This is a genomic window from Rhizobium sp. RAF36 (assembly GCF_052114105.1).
In the GTDB taxonomy this organism is placed as follows: Bacteria; Pseudomonadota; Alphaproteobacteria; order Rhizobiales; family Rhizobiaceae; genus Rhizobium.
Map to the genome: position 1 here is coordinate 26,157 of NZ_JBFREC010000005.1, position 17,262 is coordinate 43,418.

General features: G+C 62.5%; 18 protein-coding genes. 9 read left to right on the forward strand and 9 right to left on the reverse strand.

What is annotated here, in order from left to right; genetic code table 11:
• Positions 1-44 precede the first annotated feature (44 nt).
• The gene (gene gatC / locus AB4Z25_RS18125; protein WP_112389713.1) at positions 45-332 is read right to left on the reverse strand and encodes an Asp-tRNA(Asn)/Glu-tRNA(Gln) amidotransferase subunit GatC; all 288 of its coding nucleotides are present in this window, start codon (positions 330-332) and stop codon (positions 45-47) included.
• A gap of 69 nt (positions 333-401) precedes the next feature.
• Positions 402-1,106: a metal-dependent hydrolase gene (locus tag AB4Z25_RS18130; protein ID WP_112389712.1), complete on the reverse strand. Its 705-nt coding sequence runs from the start codon at positions 1,104-1,106 to the stop codon at positions 402-404.
• Positions 1,107-1,225: 119 nt separating this feature from the next.
• Here AB4Z25_RS18130 and ruvX point away from each other — a divergent pair, with 119 nt between their 5' ends.
• Positions 1,226-1,714, forward strand: a complete 489-nt coding sequence (gene ruvX, locus AB4Z25_RS18135) for a Holliday junction resolvase RuvX (RefSeq protein ID WP_112516933.1) — start codon at positions 1,226-1,228, stop codon at positions 1,712-1,714.
• Here the strand turns inward: ruvX and AB4Z25_RS18140 are convergent.
• The 4 genes from AB4Z25_RS18140 to AB4Z25_RS18155 all read right to left on the reverse strand — a co-directional run bounded on the left by AB4Z25_RS18140 (position 1,657) and on the right by AB4Z25_RS18155 (position 4,272).
• Positions 1,657-1,983 carry a DUF6105 family protein gene (locus AB4Z25_RS18140; protein WP_112537390.1) on the reverse strand — a complete coding sequence of 109 codons (327 nt, stop codon included), beginning with the start codon at positions 1,981-1,983 and terminating at the stop codon, positions 1,657-1,659. The genes ruvX and AB4Z25_RS18140 overlap by 58 nt on opposite strands.
• Positions 1,980-2,156: a hypothetical protein gene (locus AB4Z25_RS18145; RefSeq protein WP_442208865.1), complete on the reverse strand. Its 177-nt coding sequence runs from the start codon at positions 2,154-2,156 to the stop codon at positions 1,980-1,982. Before AB4Z25_RS18145 ends, AB4Z25_RS18140 begins: the two co-directional genes overlap by 4 nt.
• 121 nt (positions 2,157-2,277) lie before the next feature.
• The gene (locus AB4Z25_RS18150) at positions 2,278-2,928 is read right to left on the reverse strand and encodes a TetR/AcrR family transcriptional regulator (RefSeq protein WP_112537391.1); all 651 of its coding nucleotides are present in this window, start codon (positions 2,926-2,928) and stop codon (positions 2,278-2,280) included.
• 150 nt (positions 2,929-3,078) lie between these two features.
• On the reverse strand, positions 3,079-4,272 hold the full coding sequence (locus AB4Z25_RS18155) for a TCR/Tet family MFS transporter (RefSeq protein WP_112537392.1): 1,194 nt from the start codon (positions 4,270-4,272) through the stop codon (positions 3,079-3,081).
• A 111-nt stretch (positions 4,273-4,383) separates the two neighbouring features.
• Between AB4Z25_RS18155 and AB4Z25_RS18160 the strand changes: the two genes are divergently transcribed.
• Positions 4,384-5,040 carry a TetR/AcrR family transcriptional regulator gene (locus AB4Z25_RS18160; RefSeq protein WP_112537578.1) on the forward strand — a complete coding sequence of 219 codons (657 nt, stop codon included), beginning with the start codon at positions 4,384-4,386 and terminating at the stop codon, positions 5,038-5,040.
• A gap of 25 nt (positions 5,041-5,065) precedes the next feature.
• Here the strand turns inward: AB4Z25_RS18160 and AB4Z25_RS18165 are convergent, their stop codons facing one another.
• Both AB4Z25_RS18165 and AB4Z25_RS18170 read right to left on the reverse strand, forming a co-directional pair.
• The gene (locus AB4Z25_RS18165; RefSeq protein ID WP_112537393.1) at positions 5,066-5,683 is read right to left on the reverse strand and encodes a GNAT family N-acetyltransferase; all 618 of its coding nucleotides are present in this window, start codon (positions 5,681-5,683) and stop codon (positions 5,066-5,068) included.
• 3 nt (positions 5,684-5,686) lie between these two features.
• Complete coding sequence (locus AB4Z25_RS18170; protein ID WP_112516938.1) at positions 5,687-7,336, reverse strand: acyl-CoA dehydrogenase family protein; 1,650 nt, start codon at positions 7,334-7,336, stop codon at positions 5,687-5,689.
• Between the two features lie 177 nt (positions 7,337-7,513).
• Here AB4Z25_RS18170 and AB4Z25_RS18175 point away from each other — a divergent pair, with 177 nt between their 5' ends.
• The 5 genes from AB4Z25_RS18175 to dprA are packed head-to-tail and all read left to right on the forward strand — an operon-like array spanning position 7,514 to position 11,750.
• Complete coding sequence (locus AB4Z25_RS18175; protein ID WP_112516939.1) at positions 7,514-8,470, forward strand: aspartate carbamoyltransferase catalytic subunit; 957 nt, start codon at positions 7,514-7,516, stop codon at positions 8,468-8,470.
• Positions 8,467-9,756: a dihydroorotase gene (locus tag AB4Z25_RS18180; RefSeq protein ID WP_112537394.1), complete on the forward strand. Its 1,290-nt coding sequence runs from the start codon at positions 8,467-8,469 to the stop codon at positions 9,754-9,756. The genes AB4Z25_RS18175 and AB4Z25_RS18180 overlap by 4 nt, the downstream gene beginning before the upstream one ends.
• A gap of 12 nt (positions 9,757-9,768) precedes the next feature.
• Complete coding sequence (locus tag AB4Z25_RS18185; protein WP_162698664.1) at positions 9,769-9,936, forward strand: hypothetical protein; 168 nt, start codon at positions 9,769-9,771, stop codon at positions 9,934-9,936.
• Between the two features lie 46 nt (positions 9,937-9,982).
• Complete coding sequence (gene plsY, locus AB4Z25_RS18190; protein WP_112537395.1) at positions 9,983-10,603, forward strand: glycerol-3-phosphate 1-O-acyltransferase PlsY; 621 nt, start codon at positions 9,983-9,985, stop codon at positions 10,601-10,603.
• A gap of 1 nt (position 10,604) precedes the next feature.
• Complete coding sequence (gene dprA, locus AB4Z25_RS18195; protein WP_112537396.1) at positions 10,605-11,750, forward strand: DNA-processing protein DprA; 1,146 nt, start codon at positions 10,605-10,607, stop codon at positions 11,748-11,750.
• A gap of 5 nt (positions 11,751-11,755) precedes the next feature.
• Here dprA and AB4Z25_RS18200 read toward each other — a convergent pair whose 3' ends face one another.
• Complete coding sequence (locus AB4Z25_RS18200) at positions 11,756-11,935, reverse strand: hypothetical protein (protein ID WP_112389701.1); 180 nt, start codon at positions 11,933-11,935, stop codon at positions 11,756-11,758.
• Between the two features lie 251 nt (positions 11,936-12,186).
• Between AB4Z25_RS18200 and topA the strand changes: the two genes are divergently transcribed.
• The gene (topA, locus tag AB4Z25_RS18205; protein ID WP_112537397.1) at positions 12,187-14,874 is read left to right on the forward strand and encodes a type I DNA topoisomerase; all 2,688 of its coding nucleotides are present in this window, start codon (positions 12,187-12,189) and stop codon (positions 14,872-14,874) included.
• 2 nt (positions 14,875-14,876) lie between these two features.
• Positions 14,877-17,246 carry a ribonuclease R gene (rnr, locus tag AB4Z25_RS18210; protein ID WP_112537398.1) on the forward strand — a complete coding sequence of 790 codons (2,370 nt, stop codon included), beginning with the start codon at positions 14,877-14,879 and terminating at the stop codon, positions 17,244-17,246.
• The last annotated feature ends 16 nt before the right edge of the window (positions 17,247-17,262 follow it).

Consider the following 17,262-nt stretch of genomic DNA (forward strand, 5'->3'; position numbering starts at 1 on the left):
CGGATCGTTTTGATGGCAGCGGGGATCGGAAAAAGCGGCAGCGCTTATTCGACGACTTTCGGTACCAGGAAGAAATTGTGGTCGGTGACGGGAGCGTTGGCGACGACGTCGTCGGCCTTGTTGCCATCGGTCACCTGGTCGGTCCGCTTCTTCATCGCCATCGGCGTGACCGAGGTCATGGCCTCGACGCCTTCGACATTCACTTCGGACAGCTGTTCGACGAAGCCGAGAATGCCATTCAGCTCGCCGACCATGCGATTTGCCTCGTCTTCGGAGACGGCAATACGGGCAAGGCGCGCAACGCGCTTAACGGTGGCAAGATCGACGGACATGGCATACTCCGAAAGGGAAATTTCCCACTCGCTATAAAGACCATGTCCGCCTTGTGCAACGGGCTTTCGTCAGATCGAGAAGCTCTCGGAAGGCTTGATCGCCTTCACTTCCGTCTTCGAACCTTCCATGCCGGAGACGAACTTGTCGGCGGTCTGGTCGATGATCGGGAAGGTGCCGTAATGGCAGGGGATGGCGGTCTTGAAGTTGAAGTAGCGCTGGCAGGCAAGTGCCGCCACTGCGCCGCCCATGGTGAAGCGGTCGCCAACAGGGACGAGACCGATATCCGGCTGGTGCAGCTCGTTGATCAGCGCCATGTCGGAGAAGATGTCGGTATCGCCCATCGCGAAGATCGAGGCTTCGTCGTCGAAATGCAGCATCAGGCCGTTGGCGTTGCCGAGCGCATGGGCAATGCCGTCTTCGGTGACCTGCGCCGAGGAATGCAGCGCATTGGTGAAGGTGGCCGAGAAGCCGCCGAGCGCAATCGTGCCGCCAGTATTGCCCATTTCGATCTTCGAGACGCCCTTGGCGGCAAGCCAGGATGCGAGATCGGCATTGGCGAGAACGGTGGCGCCGGTTTCCTTGGCGAGCGCGATGGTGTCGCCGACATGGTCGCCATGGCCGTGGGTCAGCAGAATATGGGTGATGCCTGCCGACACATCCTTGATGTCCTGGCCCTCGAAGGAGGCATTGTAGGTCAGGAAGGGGTCGAGGAGGATTTTTGCCTTGCCGGTTTCGATGCGGAAGGCGGAGTGGCCAAGCCAGGTGATCTTCATGAAAAGCGTCCCTTTATTATGTGATGCAAAAGCGGATCTCGATTGTTATGGACATAGCCGATATGGCTGCAAAGAAAAGCGCCACAGGCTTCAATTTGTTTTGACGGGATGAAACGCCGATGACAGTGATGACGATCGAAGAGATGGCTGCATTCCTGCAGCCCGGACAGGCGATCGCCGGGCTCGATCTCGGTACCAAGACCATCGGCCTTTCGATGTCCGATCTCGGACGGCGCTTCTCGACGCCACGTCCCGTCATCCGCCGCGAGAAATTCACCATCGATGCCGAGGTGCTGCTGGCTTTTTCCGAGAAGGAAAAGGTTGCCGGCTTCGTCATCGGCCTGCCGATGAACATGGATGGTTCGGCCGGTCCGCGCGTGCAGGCAACGCGCGCCTTCGTGCGCAACATGGAGCAGAAGACCGCCCTTCCCTTCGTCTATTGGGACGAGCGGCTATCGACGGTCGCGGCTGAACGGGCCTTGCTGGAGATGGACGTGTCGCGCGCCAAGCGGGCCGAGCGGATCGATTCCGCTGCGGCGAGCTTCATTCTTCAGGGCGCCCTGGACAGGCTGTCGGCGCTGTCGAGAGCAGATGATTTCGACGCCTGACGGGCGGCCCACCAGGCGGCAATCTTCTTGCGCTTGCGGAACGCGATGATCGCCAGAACCACGAGACTGTCGATGGCAATGGCGCGGGCAACGAGCGGCGGAATAGTTTCCGGTGGCACGCCCAGAACCTGGCCATAGACTTCGAACGTCAGGTCATGGACCTGACGGCTCAGCATGAAGATGCCGAAATTCATGTCGTAATAGGAAAGCCAGTACCAGCCGCTCAGGAAAACGATCGGGCCCAACCAGAAGATCAGGAACCACTTCATGCGGCCTCCCCTCGATGACGCCAGGCGGCCGGACTTTCGAGACCGGCAACCCAGGTCGACAATGCCATTACGCTCAGGACGACCGCGGGAACGGTGATATCAAGGGCGAGCACCGCGAAAAACATCATCGCGGCAACAAGCAACGCAGCTTTGGCGGCTCTGGTTCCCATCATGGGTCCTGACAGCTAAGAATTTAACTGTTCGTACCCTGTCGCCTTAACGCCGGGGGCGCAACGTAAACCATTTGTTAAGGTTAACGGCGGGGCGTCCGCCTGTGGATGAGCCGACCGTCGGTCAGCCGTAGACGCCGCGAACGATGCGCTTCAGCGCCGTTGCCGCCTTGTCCCAGTCCTTGGCGGTCTTCAGCGCCAGGCCGGCGCACTGCCCGCCAGCCGAGGCAGAAAGGACGAGATGCTGGATCGCGGCGAAGAGAATCGCATTGGTGGCGACGGGATCGACGCCCTTCGGCGGGGTCAGCGAACCGCGCATGCGCTCCAGCCACTGCGCCAGCGCCTTGGAGCGGGCTTCGGAGAGACGCCTCACCTGCTCGGTATTTTCCGAGACTTCCCAGGCGACGATGCGGCGGACGAGCGGGTCGTCGCGCAAAGCCTCGAGGAAGAGCAGCGACAGGCGCTCCATCAGATCGCCGTAGGTCAGCAGGAACATGCCGCCGGTATCTTCGGGGATGCGGTCCTTGACCCAGGTGCCGAGATCGGCGCCAATTGCCTCGACCAGTCCGTTGAGGCCGCCATAGTAGCGATAGATCAGCTGCTTGTCGCAGCCGGCGCGGCGGGCGACGGCGTTGATGCCGAAATTCTGAAAGCCCTCTTCGGCCAGCAGAGCCTTGGCGGCCTTCAGAATTGTCTTTTCGGTCGCGCCGCGGTCGCGGATGCGCTTCTCGGGTTCGGCGGCAACGGGTGCCAAAACCATGGTGTCGTCAAGCATATCGAAGCCGATTCCGTTCTTGTCACTACAAGGTGAGTAACAACGGCACCCTGCCCCGGCAACGGACAAGGCCTTGATAGATTGTGGATAATCCCATGGTTTTCAGGAGATTGGTGAGACCGTGATGCAACGGTCACGGCCTCTCTTCCCTCAGGCGGCCTCGGCCGTCCGCATTCGGGGAATGCTGAGGCCGAGGACGATCGGTACGGTGATCGCGTAAACGGCGATCGCCGACAGCCAGATTGCGCCCGGCCATTGCTGCTGCACGACGAAATAGAAGCTGGAGAAGCCAAGCGGCGCGACGATCGACGAGAGGCTGACGACCGAGGCGAGCAGGCCCTGGAACTGCCCCTGCTGTTCGCCGCTCACCATGCGTGTCGCCATGGACTGGAGCGACGGCACGCCGATGCCGCCCAACACGAACACCGGCATGACGGCAAAGATCATCCACGGCTGCGTGGTGAAGGCCATGACAGCAAGGGCCAGCGAGGTGCCGGCAAGGCCAGTCAGGATGGTGGCGCGCTCGCCGAGTAGCTTCACGGCAGGCCCCGGCAGGAACATCTGTGCCAGAGCCTGGCAGGCGCCATAGGTGCCGAGTGAGAGGCCGATCCACAGGCCGTTCCAGCCAAACACGTCATGTCCCCACAGAGCCCAGCAGGTGCCATAGACCTCGCCGACGCCGCTGAAAATGAAGAAGACAGTGATAATAGGCAGCAAGCCACGCATCGAGATCAGCCAGCGGAACGGCCGAAGCGGGTTGAGGGCGGCGAGATCGATCCGCTCGCGGCTCGGTTTGCGCGAATCCGGAAGCACCAGCAGCGCCAGGAGCAGATTGCCGGCGTTGAGAACTGCGGCAGCTATGAACGGCAGCCTCAGCCAGTAATCGCCAAGGATGCCGCCGAGAACCGGGCCGACGATAAAGCCGATGCCGAAGGTGGCGTTGAACAATCCGAAACGGCGGGCGCGTGTCTCCTCCGCCGAGATATCGGTGATGTAGGCGCTGGCGACCGAAATGTTGGCGCTTGTCAGCCCGGCAACGGCACGGCCGATCAGCAGCATCCACAAATGCGGCGCGAAGGCCAGGATCAGATAGTTGACGGCAGCGCCTGTCATCGAGATCAGCAGCACCGGCCGCCGCCCGAGCCTGTCGCTGAGAGCGCCGAGCACTGGCGCACAGATGAACTGCATCGCCGCATAGAGCGAGGTCATGATGCCGATGTAGGCGGCGACATTGCCTGCATGCGTCACTTCCGCGATCAACCGCGGAAGAATGGGGAAGATCAGACCGATCCCGACCGCGTCGAGGCCGATGGTGGTGAAGATGACGACGAGTGCCTTGTTCATGGCAGGCTCCGCTATACCGAGTTTTAAAATGTACTCAGTACATAAATCCTGCGACCACAGACTGTCAATGCAAATATGTACTCAGTATATAAACTGCGCTACGATGCGGACATGAACGCGACTTTCGATTCCCATCAGCCTGACGACAGGCGATCCCGCAAACGCCTCGCCACCCGGCGGGCCATCTCTCTTGCCGCCGACCGGCTGTTTCTCGAGCGGGGCTTCGATCATGTGACGGTCGATGACATCGCGGCTGCGGCCGATGTCGGGCGGATGACGGTGTTCAATCACTTCCCGCGCAAGGAGGACATGTTCTTCGACCGCGACGAGGAAGGGCGGGAGACATTGCGCCATGCGTTGCAAAACCGCGATCCGTCCGTCCCGCCAGTCGAGGCCTTGCGCCTGCTTGCCCACCAGCTGGTGGCCGAACAGCGGCCCTATGTGGAATTTTCCAACCGTAGCCAGAGCTTCATTGCAACGGTCGAGCGCAGCGAGACGCTGAAAGCGCGTGCCCGGGCGATCCGCGACGAGCTGGCGCAGACGGTCGCCGCTGGACTGGCGGAGACTGTGGGACGCGACCTGTCCGATCCGGATGCCGATCTCGCCGCCAACCTGCTGCTGGCAACCTGGAGCGTCGCCTTCCTCCAGGCGCATCGGGCATTCCGGCAGGACGGGAATTCAGAGAAGGCGACCGCCCTCTTCCTTGCCATGATCGATCAGGGAAGCACCGGCGTGAAAGCGGCTATGGCGAGAACGCCCTACGCCTGACGGCGCAAGTCTCCATTCGGAGACATTAAAGATACTGACCAAACCAGATCGAGCGATCCGTGGGATCGACGAAGGGCTGGGCGAGGCATTCGAAGCCGCGCGAGGCCCAAAAGCGCTGCCCGCCGATATTGCCCGCATTGGTGCCGAGATGGACGCCTTTGACCCCGGCCTGGCGGGCCGACGTCATCCAGCGATCGAGAAGCCTGGTGCCAAGCCCCTGCCCCTGCAGCCGCGGCAGCATGTTCATATGGATATGGGCCGGGAACTCGGCGGCGCGCGCCGCGAAAGCGCGCTGCGGATTGTGGATGGTGAAACTACGGCGCTGATCGGCATTCCAGCCTTCCGGATCGCCTTGCGGCGCCGGATAGCAGTCACGCAAGGCGGGCCACCATTCGCTTTCAAGACGGTCTTCGAAAGCAGGCGTATCGTAAGGGCCGACGACATAACCGGCAACACCATCTGCATCCTCGACGACGAAGGACGTCTCCGGGCTCAGCATCACGTAAGGCGCCGAATAGATGTGACCGATCATCTTGCGATCGTGATAGAGCGCCGAGGCATCCTGCCCGGCCTCTCCCGTCAGCAATGAAATCTCGTAGATCGCCTCGAGGTCATCGGGGCGTGCGTTGCGGATCGTTGCCATCGCTCAGCTTGCCGGCGGATATAGCAAATCGACGATATAGCTCGCGTCGAAGCGGGCATCGAGCATGCCGTAGGTGGCGCGCCAGCCGCCTGCCAGACGTGTCTCGATAAAGGCATCGGCGATACGGCCAGCACCGAGGCGATAAAGCTCGGCGGCAGCAGCGGCGAGCGCCAGCTGCTCGATCAGCAGGCGGGCAGCGCCTTCGTCGCGCTCGCAAAGCGCCATGGCGGCGCGCAGCACGTCGATGGTCTTCTTGCCGGCCGGGCCGAGATCGCGGGCGAGACCGGCGAAGACAGTCTCGAACAGATCCTTGCCACGCGAGAGAACCCTGAGAAGATCGAGCGCCATGACGTTGCCGGAGCCTTCCCAGATCGCGTTGACCGGGGCTTCGCGGTAATGCCGGGCGATCGGGCGCTCCTCGATGTAGCCGCTGCCGCCGATGCATTCCATCGCTTCATAGATCAGCGCCGGGGCAATCTTGCAGCACCAGTATTTGGCAACCGGCGTCATGACGCGGGCATAGGCCGCCTCTTCGGCATTGTTGCGGGCCTTGTCGAAGGCGTCTGCTAGGCGGAAGGAAAGCGCCGTCGCGGCGGCGACGTCGAGCGCCATGTCGGCGAGAACGCGGGTCATGATCGGCTGGTGGACGAGCATCTTGCCGAAGACACTGCGGCCGCGGGTGTGGTGCACGGCTTCGGCCAGCGAAGCGCGCATGATGCCCGAGGATGCCAGCGCGCAATCGAGCCGCGTCAGCGTCACCATGTCGAGGATGGTGCGGATGCCGGCATCGGGACCGCCGAGCAGGAAGCCGAACGTATCGTTGAACTCGACTTCCGAGGAGGCGTTCGAGCGATTGCCGACCTTGTCCTTCAGGCGCTGGAACTGCAGGCCGTTGGCCGAACCGTCCTCCAGCAGGCGCGGCACCAGGAAGCAGCCCATGCCATCCTTGGTCTGCGCCAGCATGATGAAGGCGTCGCTCATCGGCGCCGACATGAACCACTTGTGGCCCGAGAGACGGTAGATGCCTTCGCTGACCTTTTCGGCGGTCGTCTTGTTGGAACGGACGTCGGTGCCGCCCTGTTTCTCGGTCATGCCCATGCCGATCGTCACGGCAGACTTCTGCATGGCGGGCTTGTTCGAGGAATCGTATTTGCGCGACAGGATCTTCGGCGCCCAGTCCTTCTGGACGGCAGGCGACGCCGAGAGCGCAGCCACGGAGGCGCTGGTCATCGTCAGCGGGCAGAGATGGCCGGATTCCAGCTGCGCCGTCAGATAGAAGCGCGCGGCGCGGATCTTGTGCGACTGGTCCTTGGCGTCGGCATCGGCCTGTGGATCCCAGACGGAAGAATGCAGGCCGACGGACATCGAGCGGCGCATCAGCGCGTGCCATGCCGGATGGAATTCGACGACATCGAGACGCTCGCCGCGCGGCCCGTGGGTGCGCAGCTTCGGCACGCCCTCGTTCGCCATGCGCGCCAGTTCCTGCGCCTCCGGCGAGGTGACGTAGCGGCCCATGTTTTCCAGGTCTTCGCGCGTGCCGCGCGGCAGCGTTGCCGTCAGGTCGACGATCAGCGGATCGGAGCGGTAGGCGTTGATACCGGACCAGAGGCTTGGCTGGTTCAGCTCGGCGAGTTTTTCTTCAGCGGGAGTCATGAGTCGCTTCTATTGCATGAGCCAGATAAATGGAAACCGGAACTTGACGATTTCAACTCCAGCTCTAGCGGATTTGCGGCAAAATTGCATGGGGACACAGAGCTTTGCCCACAGCACAAGCTTGCAGCCGCGGACAGCACTCATTATAGACCCAGCGACACAGCAAGAGGCAGGTTCATGGTCTTTTTCCCCCACCGCCACCTCATCGGTATCAAAGGTCTCACCGAGCAGGATATCACCCTTCTCCTCGACAAGGCCGACGAGGCCGTCAAGATCAGCCGACAGAGAGAAAAGAAGACGTCGACGCTGAGAGGTCTGACGCAGATCAACCTCTTCTTCGAAGCGTCGACTCGCACGCAGGCCTCCTTCGAACTGGCCGGAAAGCGGCTTGGCGCCGACGTCATGAACATGTCGGTCGGCAATTCGTCGGTGAAGAAGGGCGAGACGCTGATCGATACGGCGATGACGCTGAATGCGATGCGCCCCGACGTGCTGGTTATCCGCCATTCGAGCGCCGGTGCCGCCGCGCTCCTCGCACAGAAAGTCTCCTGCTCGGTCGTCAATGCTGGTGACGGGCAGCATGAGCATCCGACCCAGGCGCTGCTCGACGCGCTGACGATCCGCCGTGCCAAGGGCAAGCTGTCGCGCATCATCGTCGCCATCTGCGGCGACGTGCTGCATTCGCGCGTTGCCCGATCCAACATCCTGCTTTTGAACGCCATGGGCGCCCGGGTTCGGGTCGTCGCTCCGGCAACGCTGCTTCCCGCCGGCATCGCCGAAATGGGCGTCGAAGTCTTTCATTCAATGAAAGAAGGGCTGAAGGACGCCGACGTGGTGATGATGCTGCGCCTGCAGCGCGAGCGCATGTCCGGCGCCTTTGTGCCCTCGGTGCGTGAGTATTACCATTTCTACGGACTCGATGCCGAAACGCTGAAATCGGCGAAGGAAGACGCGCTTGTCATGCATCCGGGCCCAATGAACCGCGGCGTCGAGATCGCCTCCGAGGTCGCCGACGGTCCGCAGAGCGTGATTGCCGAACAGGTCGAAATGGGTGTCGCTGTGCGCATGGCGGTGATGGAGACCCTGCTTGTGTCTCAGAACCAGGGGCCGCGGACGGAAGGAGTGGGCGCATGAGCAACCTCGTCCTCAACAATGTCCGCATCATCGATCCCTCGCGCAATCTCGATGAAACGGGCACCATCGTCGTCAAGGACGGCGTGATCGTTGCCGCCGGCAAGGATGCGCTGAACCAGGGCGTGCCTGATGGCGCCGAAGTCCGCGACTGCAACGGTCTCGTTGCCGTACCCGGCCTCGTCGATGCCCGCGTCCATATCGGCGAGCCGGGTGCCGAGCATCGCGAGACGATCGCTTCCGCCAGCCGTGCCGCCGCAGCCGGTGGTGTCACCTCCATCATCATGATGCCGGATACCGATCCTGTGATCGACGACATCGCGCTGGTCGAATTCGTCAAGAAGACCGCCAAGGACAAGGCGCTCGTCAATGTCTATCCGGCAGCGGCGATCACCAAGCATCTGGCCGGCGAGGAAATGACCGAAATCGGCCTTCTCATGGAAGCCGGTGCCGTCGCGTTCACCGATGGCCGCTCCAGCATTCACGATACGCAGGTGCTGCGCCGGGTGATGACCTATGCCCGCGAGTTCGGCGCCGTCATCTCCTGCGAGACTCGCGACAAATATCTCGGCGCGACAGGCGTGATGAACGAAGGCCTGTTTGCCAGCTGGCTTGGCCTCGGAGGCATTCCGAAGGAAGCCGAGCTGATCCCGCTCGAGCGCGATCTGCGCATCGCCCAGCTGACCCGCGGCAACTATCACGCGGCGATGATCTCGGTGCCTGAGTCGGTCGAGGCGATCCAGCTTGCCAAGCGCCGCGGCGCGAAAGTCACCTGTGGCATCTCGATCAACAACCTGACGCTCAACGAGAACGACATCGGCGAGTACCGCACCTTCTTCAAGCTCTACCCGCCGCTGCGCACCGAAGACGATCGCGTGGCGATGGTCGATGCGCTGGCAAAGGGCGAGATCGATATCATTGTCTCCTCGCATGATCCGCAGGATGTCGATACCAAGCGTCTGCCCTTCGGCGAAGCGGCAGACGGCGCCGTCGGTCTCGAAACCATGCTGGCGGCGGCCCTTCGCCTGCACCACAGCGGCCGTGTCAGCCTGATGCGACTGATCGATGCGATGTCCACGCGCCCGGCACAGATCTTCGGCCTCGACGCAGGAACGCTGAAGCCCGGCGCCAAGGCGGACATCACGCTGATCGATCTCGAAGAGCCTTGGCTCGTTTCGAAAGACATGCTTCTGTCGCGCTCGAAGAACACGCCTTTCGAGGACGCCCGTTTCTCGGGCCGGGCCGTGGCGACCTATGTGGGCGGGGTCAAGGTTCATTCGCTGGACTGAGGAGGTAGCGGCATGAATGAGAGCGAGAACGACAGTCATCATGCCGCCCCCATCCGGAAGCAGCGAGGCTCAAAGCACTATTCGTCGACCATCGTGCTGAGCACCGTATTCGTGACGCTCTGCACGCTGGCCGCGCTGCTGCTCGGTGGCGCGGAAATCTGGGTCTTCGAGAACGGTTAAGACAGCGGCTTCGGGACAAGGCCGTAGAATATAAGGTGGAGGGGACATGATTTCGGAACTCACCAACTGGCAGATCACTCTGCCCATGGCGCTTGCTGCAGCCGTTGCCGGCTATCTGCTCGGCTCCATTCCCTTCGGCCTGATCCTGACGCGGGCAGCCGGCCTCGGTGACGTTCGCAGTATCGGTTCCGGCAATATCGGCGCCACCAACGTGCTGCGCACCGGCAACAAGAAACTTGCTGCGGCAACCCTGCTGCTCGACGCGCTGAAGGCGACGGTCGCAGCCTGGATCATGGCCTATGTCGCAGGGCCCGAAGCTGGCGCCATTGCCGGCCTCTTTGCCTTCCTCGGCCACCTCTTCCCGGTCTGGCTGGGCTTCAAGGGCGGCAAGGGTGTCGCCACCTATATCGGCACGCTTCTCGGCGTTGCGCCGCTCTTCGTTCTGGTCTTTGCCGCCGTCTGGCTGACCATGGCCTTCGTCTTCCGCTACTCGTCGCTGGCGGCGCTCACGGCGATGCTTGTCATTCCGGTTGCATTGTGGATATTTGGATACGAAAAGGTTGCAGCAGTGATGGCGATCATGTCGGTCATCTCCTATTACAAACACAAGGCCAACATCTCCCGGCTCATCGGCGGGACGGAAAGCAAGATCGGGGCGAAGGGGTAGGATGGACGTCGAAAGCGCAAGGCCAAAGGGAATTGCGCTTTCGGACCGGCAACGGATCGCTTGGCTTCGGCTGATCCGCTCCGACAATGTCGGGCCCGCCACCTTTCGTGGACTCATCAATCATTTCGGTTCCGCCGAGGCGGCTCTTGCCGCCCTGCCCGAGCTTTCGGCCCGCGGCGGCGCCACCCGGGCGATCAGGATCGCCACCGAGGCCGAAGCGCATCGCGAGCTGGAAACGGCCCGGCGTTTCGGCGCCCGCTTCATCGGCATCGGCGAACCAGACTATCCGCAAGCCCTTCGCCAGATCGATGGCGCCCCGCCGCTGATTGCCGTCAAGGGTGACGTCTCCGTTCTGCATCGGCCGGCAACCGGCATCGTCGGCTCGCGCAATGCCTCGATCAGCGGCGCCAAATTTGCAGCGATGATCGCCAGGGACTGCGGCCGCGCGGGATATGCCGTCGTATCCGGCCTTGCCCGCGGCATCGATACCGCCGCCCACCGCGCCAGTCTCGATACCGGCACCATCGCGGCTCTCGCGGGTGGCCTCAACCAGCCCTACCCGCCCGAAAACGTGCCGCTGCTCGATGAAATCTGCGAAGGCCGCGGTCTGGCGGTCAGTGAGATGCCGTTCGGCTGGGAACCCCGCGCCCGGGATTTCCCACGCCGCAACCGGCTGATTGCCGGTATCGCGCTTGGGCTGGTCGTCGTCGAGGCGGCAACACGGTCGGGCTCGCTGATCACGGCGCGTCTGGCCGGTGAATTCGGGCGCCTGGTCTTTGCCGTGCCCGGCTCGCCGCTCGATCCGCGCTGCCAGGGCACCAACGGCCTCTTGAAAGACGGAGCGATGATTGTCACTTCGCCCAGCGACGTCATCGAGGCGCTGGCGCCGCTCTCGCAGCTCGACCTGTTTTCGGCACCGATGGCGGAGGAACCTGCCAGTAACGGCCCCGGCCTATCGCCGCCCGACGATTCCGAGCGGGCGCGGATCACCGATGCGCTCGGTCCGGCGCCGGTCGAGGTTGACGACATCATCCGCCATACCGGACTTCCGGCGCCTTCGGTCTATCTGGTTCTGCTGGAGCTGGATATTGCCGGGCGGCTGCACCGGCATCCCGGTGGCATGGTCTCCCTTGCGATGGGAGACTGAGCGCACTACATGCGGTTGTGAAGTTCGCCGGCCTCAACATAGGCCATCTCGATCAGATAGCAGAGCATGCTGGCGTCTTCCTTTTCGGCAACCTGACGCAACTCCGCCAGCATCTGCCTGACAAAGGCGATGTTTTCGCGCGAAGCCGATTTGTCGGTTCTCTTGTTGAAACCCTTGGGCGACATGGACAGTCTCTGAATGACGGACGGCGGCTTGGGAGGGGCCTTGACCACACCTGAAAAACGATAACGCAATTATCTTAAATTGCAATACGTTTATAATCCCTCTTAGGTTGCATTACGTTGCAAAACGTAAAATTGAAGCAAACCCCTTGACCGAAGCGATTTCCCTGTCCATGTCGGAGAACCGGCAATCTGCAAGCGGCAAGTATTGCGCTCATCCTCCCGCCGGACGCGGCAGTTTTTAGAGAATCATCATGAATGTAGTCGTGGTAGAATCGCCTGCGAAGGCAAAGACGATCAACAAGTATCTGGGTCCTGGATACAAGGTGCTCGCCTCCTTCGGTCACGTTCGCGATCTGCCTGCAAAGGACGGATCGGTTCTGCCCGATCAGGATTTCGAAATGCTTTGGGAGGTCGATGGGGCCTCGGCCAAGCGTATGAAGGATATTGCCGATGCGGTGAAATCCTCCGACGGCCTGTTCCTGGCAACCGACCCTGATCGCGAAGGCGAAGCGATTTCCTGGCATGTCCTCGACATGCTCAACAAGAAGAAGGTGCTCGGCGGAAAGACCGTCAAGCGCGTGGTCTTCAACGCAATCACCAAGAAGGCCGTGCTCGATGCAATGGCCGATCCGCGCGATATCGACGTGCCGCTGGTCGATGCCTATCTGGCGCGCCGTGCTCTCGATTATCTCGTCGGCTTCAACCTGTCGCCGGTCCTCTGGCGCAAGCTGCCGGGCGCCCGCTCGGCCGGGCGCGTTCAGTCGGTGGCTTTGCGCCTCGTCTGCGACCGTGAATCCGAGATCGAGCGCTTCATTTCGGAAGAATACTGGAACATCTCGGCGCTCTTGAAGACACCACGCGGCGATGAGTTCGAAGCCAAGCTGGTTGCGGCCAATGGCAAGCGGTTGCAGCCGCGCGCGATCGGCAACGGTGAGGAAGCCGGCAAGCTGAAGGCATTGCTCGACGGCGCCTCCTATGTCGTCGACAGCGTCGAGGCAAAGCCCGTCAAGCGCAACCCGTCGCCGCCGTTCACGACATCGACGCTGCAGCAGGCCGCGTCCTCGAAGCTCGGCTTCTCGGCATCGCGCACCATGCAGGTGGCGCAGAAGCTCTATGAAGGCGTCGACATCGGCGGCGAAACCGTCGGTCTCATTACCTATATGCGTACCGACGGCGTGCAGATGGCGCCTGAAGCGATCGATGCGGCGCGCAGCGCCATCCTCGATCAGTTCGGCAGCCGTTACGTTCCCGACAAGGCCCGCCTCTACTCCACCAAGGCGAAGAACGCCCAGGAAGCCCACGAAGCTATCCGGCCGACCGATTTCAACCGCACGCCTGACGAGGTGCGCAAGTACCTGGATGCCGACCAGATCCGTCTTTACGACCTGATCTGGAAGCGCGGCATCGCCAGCCAGATGGCCTCGGCCGAGATCGAGCGCACGACCGCCGAAATCACCGCCGACAAGGGCGGCGAAAAGGCAGGTCTTCGCGCTGTCGGCTCGGTGATCCGCTTCGACGGTTTCATCGCCGCCTATACGGACCAGAAGGAAGACGGCGAGCAGAGCGACGACAACGACGACGAAGATGGCCGCCTGCCCGAGATCAATGCCCGCGAGAACCTCGCGAAGCAGAAGATCAATTCGACGCAGCACTTCACCGAACCGCCGCCGCGCTACTCCGAAGCCTCGCTGATCAAGAAGATGGAAGAGCTCGGCATCGGCCGCCCGTCCACCTATGCCGCGACGCTCGCCACGCTTCGCGACCGCGAATATGTGACGATCGACAAGCGCAAGCTGATCCCGCATTCGAAGGGACGGCTGGTGACGGCCTTCCTCGAAAGCTTCTTCACCAAATATGTCGAATACGATTTCACGGCCGATCTCGAAGAAAAGCTCGACCGCATCTCGGCAGGCGAGCTGAACTGGAAGCAGGTTCTGCGCGACTTCTGGAAGGATTTCTTCGCCCAGATCGAAGACACCAAGGAACTGCGCGTCACCAACGTGCTCGACTCGCTGAATGAATCGCTGGCGCCGCTGGTGTTTCCGAAGCGCGAGGACGGCAGCGATCCGCGCATCTGCCAGGTCTGCGGCACCGGCAACCTGTCGCTGAAGCTCGGCAAATACGGCGCCTTCGTCGGCTGCTCGAACTATCCGGAATGCAACTACACCCGCCAGCTCTCCTCGGAAAACAATGGCGAAGGCGAAGGCACGGCGCTGAACGAGCCGAAGAACCTCGGCACCGATCCGACGACCGGCGAAGAGCTGACGCTGCGCTCGGGCCGCTTCGGGCCTTATATCCAGCGTGGCGATGGCAAAGATGCGAAGCGCTCCTCGCTGCCGAAGGGATGGAAGCCTGAAGATATCGACTACGAGAAGGCCATGGCGCTGATCTCGCTGCCGCGCGATATCGGCAAGCATCCGGAAACCGGCAAGATGATCTCGTCGGGCATCGGCCGCTACGGACCGTTCCTGCTGCATGACGGCGGCTACGCGAACCTCGAAACCGTCGAGGACGTGTTCTCCGTCGGCCTCAACCGTGCCGTCACCGTGATTGCCGAAAAGGCCGCCAAGGGACCGGGCGGCCGCGGCCGTGGAACGCCGGCGGCGCTGAAGGAGCTCGGTGAGCATCCGGATGGCGGCGGTGCGATCACCGTGCGCGACGGCAAGTATGGCCCCTATGTCAATTGGGGCAAGGTCAACGCGACACTGCCGAAGGGCAAGGATCCGCAGGCGATCACCGTCGAGGAAGCCGTCGAGCTGATCACCGCCAAGGCCGGCAAGGCACCGGCTCCGAAGGGCAAGGCCAAGCCGAAGGCAGCCGCTGCCGAAGGCAAGGCAACCAAGACTGCCGCCAAGCCGAAGGCCGCAGCCAAGACCAAGGCTGCCGCGAAACCGAAAGCGGCGAAGGCCAAGGCGCCTGCCAAAGCGAAGAAGAGCTGAGTGTGAGCAAGATACCGCGCGAGAAGACAAGAGGCCCGGGCAAGCGTCCGGGCAAGGTTGGCCGTGCGGGCAGCGAAGCCCAACCTGAAGCAGTGGACATCGTCCACGGCGCCATGCCGTCGCGCGAAGTGATACTGCGCTTCATCGCCGACCATCCGCAGAAGGCATCGAAGCGCGAGATCGCCAAGGCGTTCGGGCTGAAGGGCGATACACGCGTCGAACTCAAGCACCTGCTGCGTGACCTCGAGCAAGAGGGAATGCTGCAGAAGACGCGCAAGTCGCTGATCCGCCCTGGCGCATTGCCACCGGTGACCGTTCTCGACATCACCACGCGTGACAAGGACGGCGAGCTGATAGGCCGCCCGGCAGAATGGCCGGACGACCAGGGCGTGGCGCCGGCTGTCGCCATCCGCCAGTCCTCACCTGCGGGACGCCAGGGCAAGGGCAAAGCGCCCGTTGCCGGCATGGGCGACCGGGTTCTCGCGAAAATCTTTCCGGCTGCCGATCGCGGCGGCCCCTCCTATACCGCCCGCATCATCAAGGTTCTCGACAAGCGCCGCGGCGCCAGCATGGGCGTGTTCCGCGCAGCACCCGGCGGCGCCGGACGCCTGCTGCCGATCGAGCGGCGCGGCGAGGAAATGGTGATCGACCCTGAATATACCGGCAGCGCCAAGGACGGCGACCTGGTCGAGGTCGAGATCGCAAGGCTCGGCCGCTTCGGCCTGCCGCGCGCCAAGGTTCTCTCGGTCGTCGGCTCCGTCGGATCCGAAAAGGCGATCTCGATGATCGCCATCCACGCCCAGGGCATTCCGCATGTCTTCCCGCAGGCCGTCATCGATGAGGCGGAGGCTGCCAAGCCTGCTTCGATGTCGCATCGCGAGGACTGGCGCGACGTTCCGCTGATCACCATCGACCCCGCCGATGCCAAGGATCACGACGACGCCGTCTATGCCGAGACCGACCCCTCGCCCGACAATGCCGATGGCGTCATCGTCACCGTCGCGATCGCCGACGTCTCCTATTATGTCCGGCCGAAATCGCAGCTCGACCGCGAGGCGCTGAAACGGGGCAATTCGGTCTATTTCCCGGATCGCGTCGTGCCGATGCTGCCGGAACGCATCTCCAACGATCTCTGCTCGCTGCGCGAGGGCGTCGATCGTCCGGCGCTGGCTGTGCGCATGGTATTTTCGAAGGAAGGCCGCAAGATCGGCCATACCTTCCACCGGATCATGATGAAGAGCGCGGCGAAGCTCTCCTACCAGCAGGCGCAGGCTGCCATCGACGGCAAGCCTGATGACAAGACCGGCCCGATGCTGGAGCCGATCCTGAAGCCGCTGTGGAACGCCTATGCAGTAATGACGCGCGGCCGCGAGCGGCGCCAGCCGCTCGAACTCGACATGCCCGAGCGTAAGATCCTGCTTAAGAGTGACGGCACCGTCGATCGTGTCTTCGTCCCGCCGCGGCTCGACGCACACAAGCTCATCGAAGAGATGATGATCCAGGCCAACGTTTCGGCTGCCGAGACGCTGGAAAAGAAGAAGCAGGTTCTGATCTATCGCGTGCATGACGGCCCGACGCTTGCCAAGCAGGAGATCCTGCGCGAGTTCCTGGCGACGCTCGGCATTTCGCTTGCCAAGAGCGGCAACATGCGCGCCAACAATTTCAATGGCATTCTTGCGAAAGCCGATGGAACACCGCATCAGACGATGGTCAACGAGATGGTGCTGCGCTCGCAGAGCCAGGCGATCTACAGCCCCGAGAATATCGGGCATTTCGGCTTGAACCTGATGAAATACGCACATTTCACCTCGCCGATCCGGCGCTACGCCGACTTGATCGTGCATCGCGCCCTGGTCGGCTCGCTGGGCTTCGGCGAAGGCGGGATCACGCCCGAGGAAGAGGCCGCGCTCGACGATATCGCCGCCGAAATCTCGACCTTCGAGCGCCGGGCGATGGCCGCTGAACGCGAGACCGTCGACCGGCTGATCGCCCACCACCTTGCCGGCCGCGTCGGCGAGGAGTTCGAGGGACGGGTTTCGGGCGTCACCAAGTCGGGACTATTTGTCGCCCTGCCCGAGTATGGAGCTGACGGCTTCATCCCTATATCTACGCTGGGCAGCGACTATTTCATCTACGACGAAGCGCATCAGGCGCTGTCGGGAGAGCGGACCGGTCTTGGCTACCGTCTCGGCGACACTGTTACGGTGAAGCTTGCCGAGGCCATTCCGCTGGCCGGCGCGTTGCGCTTCGAGATGATCAGCGAAGGACGGGCGATGCCGACGGCGGTGCGCTCGTTCCACAAGTCCGGCCGCCGCGATAACATGCAGGCCCGCAAGAAGGCAGGCACGAGACCGCCGCGAGGGCGGCGCTAACGCCAGAGGAAGACTG

Coding starts and splice junctions, on each gene's coding strand:
- AB4Z25_RS18175 (WP_112516939.1), top strand. CDS start 7,514: ATGGTCTTTTTCCCCCACCGCCACCTCATCGGTATCAAAGGTCTCACC.
- gatC (WP_112389713.1), bottom strand. CDS start 332: ATGTCCGTCGATCTTGCCACCGTTAAGCGCGTTGCGCGCCTTGCCCGT.
- AB4Z25_RS18145 (WP_442208865.1), bottom strand. CDS start 2,156: ATGATGGGAACCAGAGCCGCCAAAGCTGCGTTGCTTGTTGCCGCGATG.
- AB4Z25_RS18200 (WP_112389701.1), bottom strand. CDS start 11,935: ATGTCGCCCAAGGGTTTCAACAAGAGAACCGACAAATCGGCTTCGCGC.
- AB4Z25_RS18180 (WP_112537394.1), top strand. CDS start 8,467: ATGAGCAACCTCGTCCTCAACAATGTCCGCATCATCGATCCCTCGCGC.
- AB4Z25_RS18140 (WP_112537390.1), bottom strand. CDS start 1,983: ATGAAGTGGTTCCTGATCTTCTGGTTGGGCCCGATCGTTTTCCTGAGC.
- ruvX (WP_112516933.1), top strand. CDS start 1,226: ATGACAGTGATGACGATCGAAGAGATGGCTGCATTCCTGCAGCCCGGA.
- AB4Z25_RS18170 (WP_112516938.1), bottom strand. CDS start 7,336: ATGACTCCCGCTGAAGAAAAACTCGCCGAGCTGAACCAGCCAAGCCTC.
- AB4Z25_RS18130 (WP_112389712.1), bottom strand. CDS start 1,106: ATGAAGATCACCTGGCTTGGCCACTCCGCCTTCCGCATCGAAACCGGC.
- AB4Z25_RS18185 (WP_162698664.1), top strand. CDS start 9,769: ATGAATGAGAGCGAGAACGACAGTCATCATGCCGCCCCCATCCGGAAG.
- AB4Z25_RS18155 (WP_112537392.1), bottom strand. CDS start 4,272: ATGAACAAGGCACTCGTCGTCATCTTCACCACCATCGGCCTCGACGCG.
- AB4Z25_RS18165 (WP_112537393.1), bottom strand. CDS start 5,683: ATGGCAACGATCCGCAACGCACGCCCCGATGACCTCGAGGCGATCTAC.
- AB4Z25_RS18150 (WP_112537391.1), bottom strand. CDS start 2,928: ATGCTTGACGACACCATGGTTTTGGCACCCGTTGCCGCCGAACCCGAG.
- plsY (WP_112537395.1), top strand. CDS start 9,983: ATGATTTCGGAACTCACCAACTGGCAGATCACTCTGCCCATGGCGCTT.
- topA (WP_112537397.1), top strand. CDS start 12,187: ATGAATGTAGTCGTGGTAGAATCGCCTGCGAAGGCAAAGACGATCAAC.
- AB4Z25_RS18160 (WP_112537578.1), top strand. CDS start 4,384: ATGAACGCGACTTTCGATTCCCATCAGCCTGACGACAGGCGATCCCGC.
- dprA (WP_112537396.1), top strand. CDS start 10,605: ATGGACGTCGAAAGCGCAAGGCCAAAGGGAATTGCGCTTTCGGACCGG.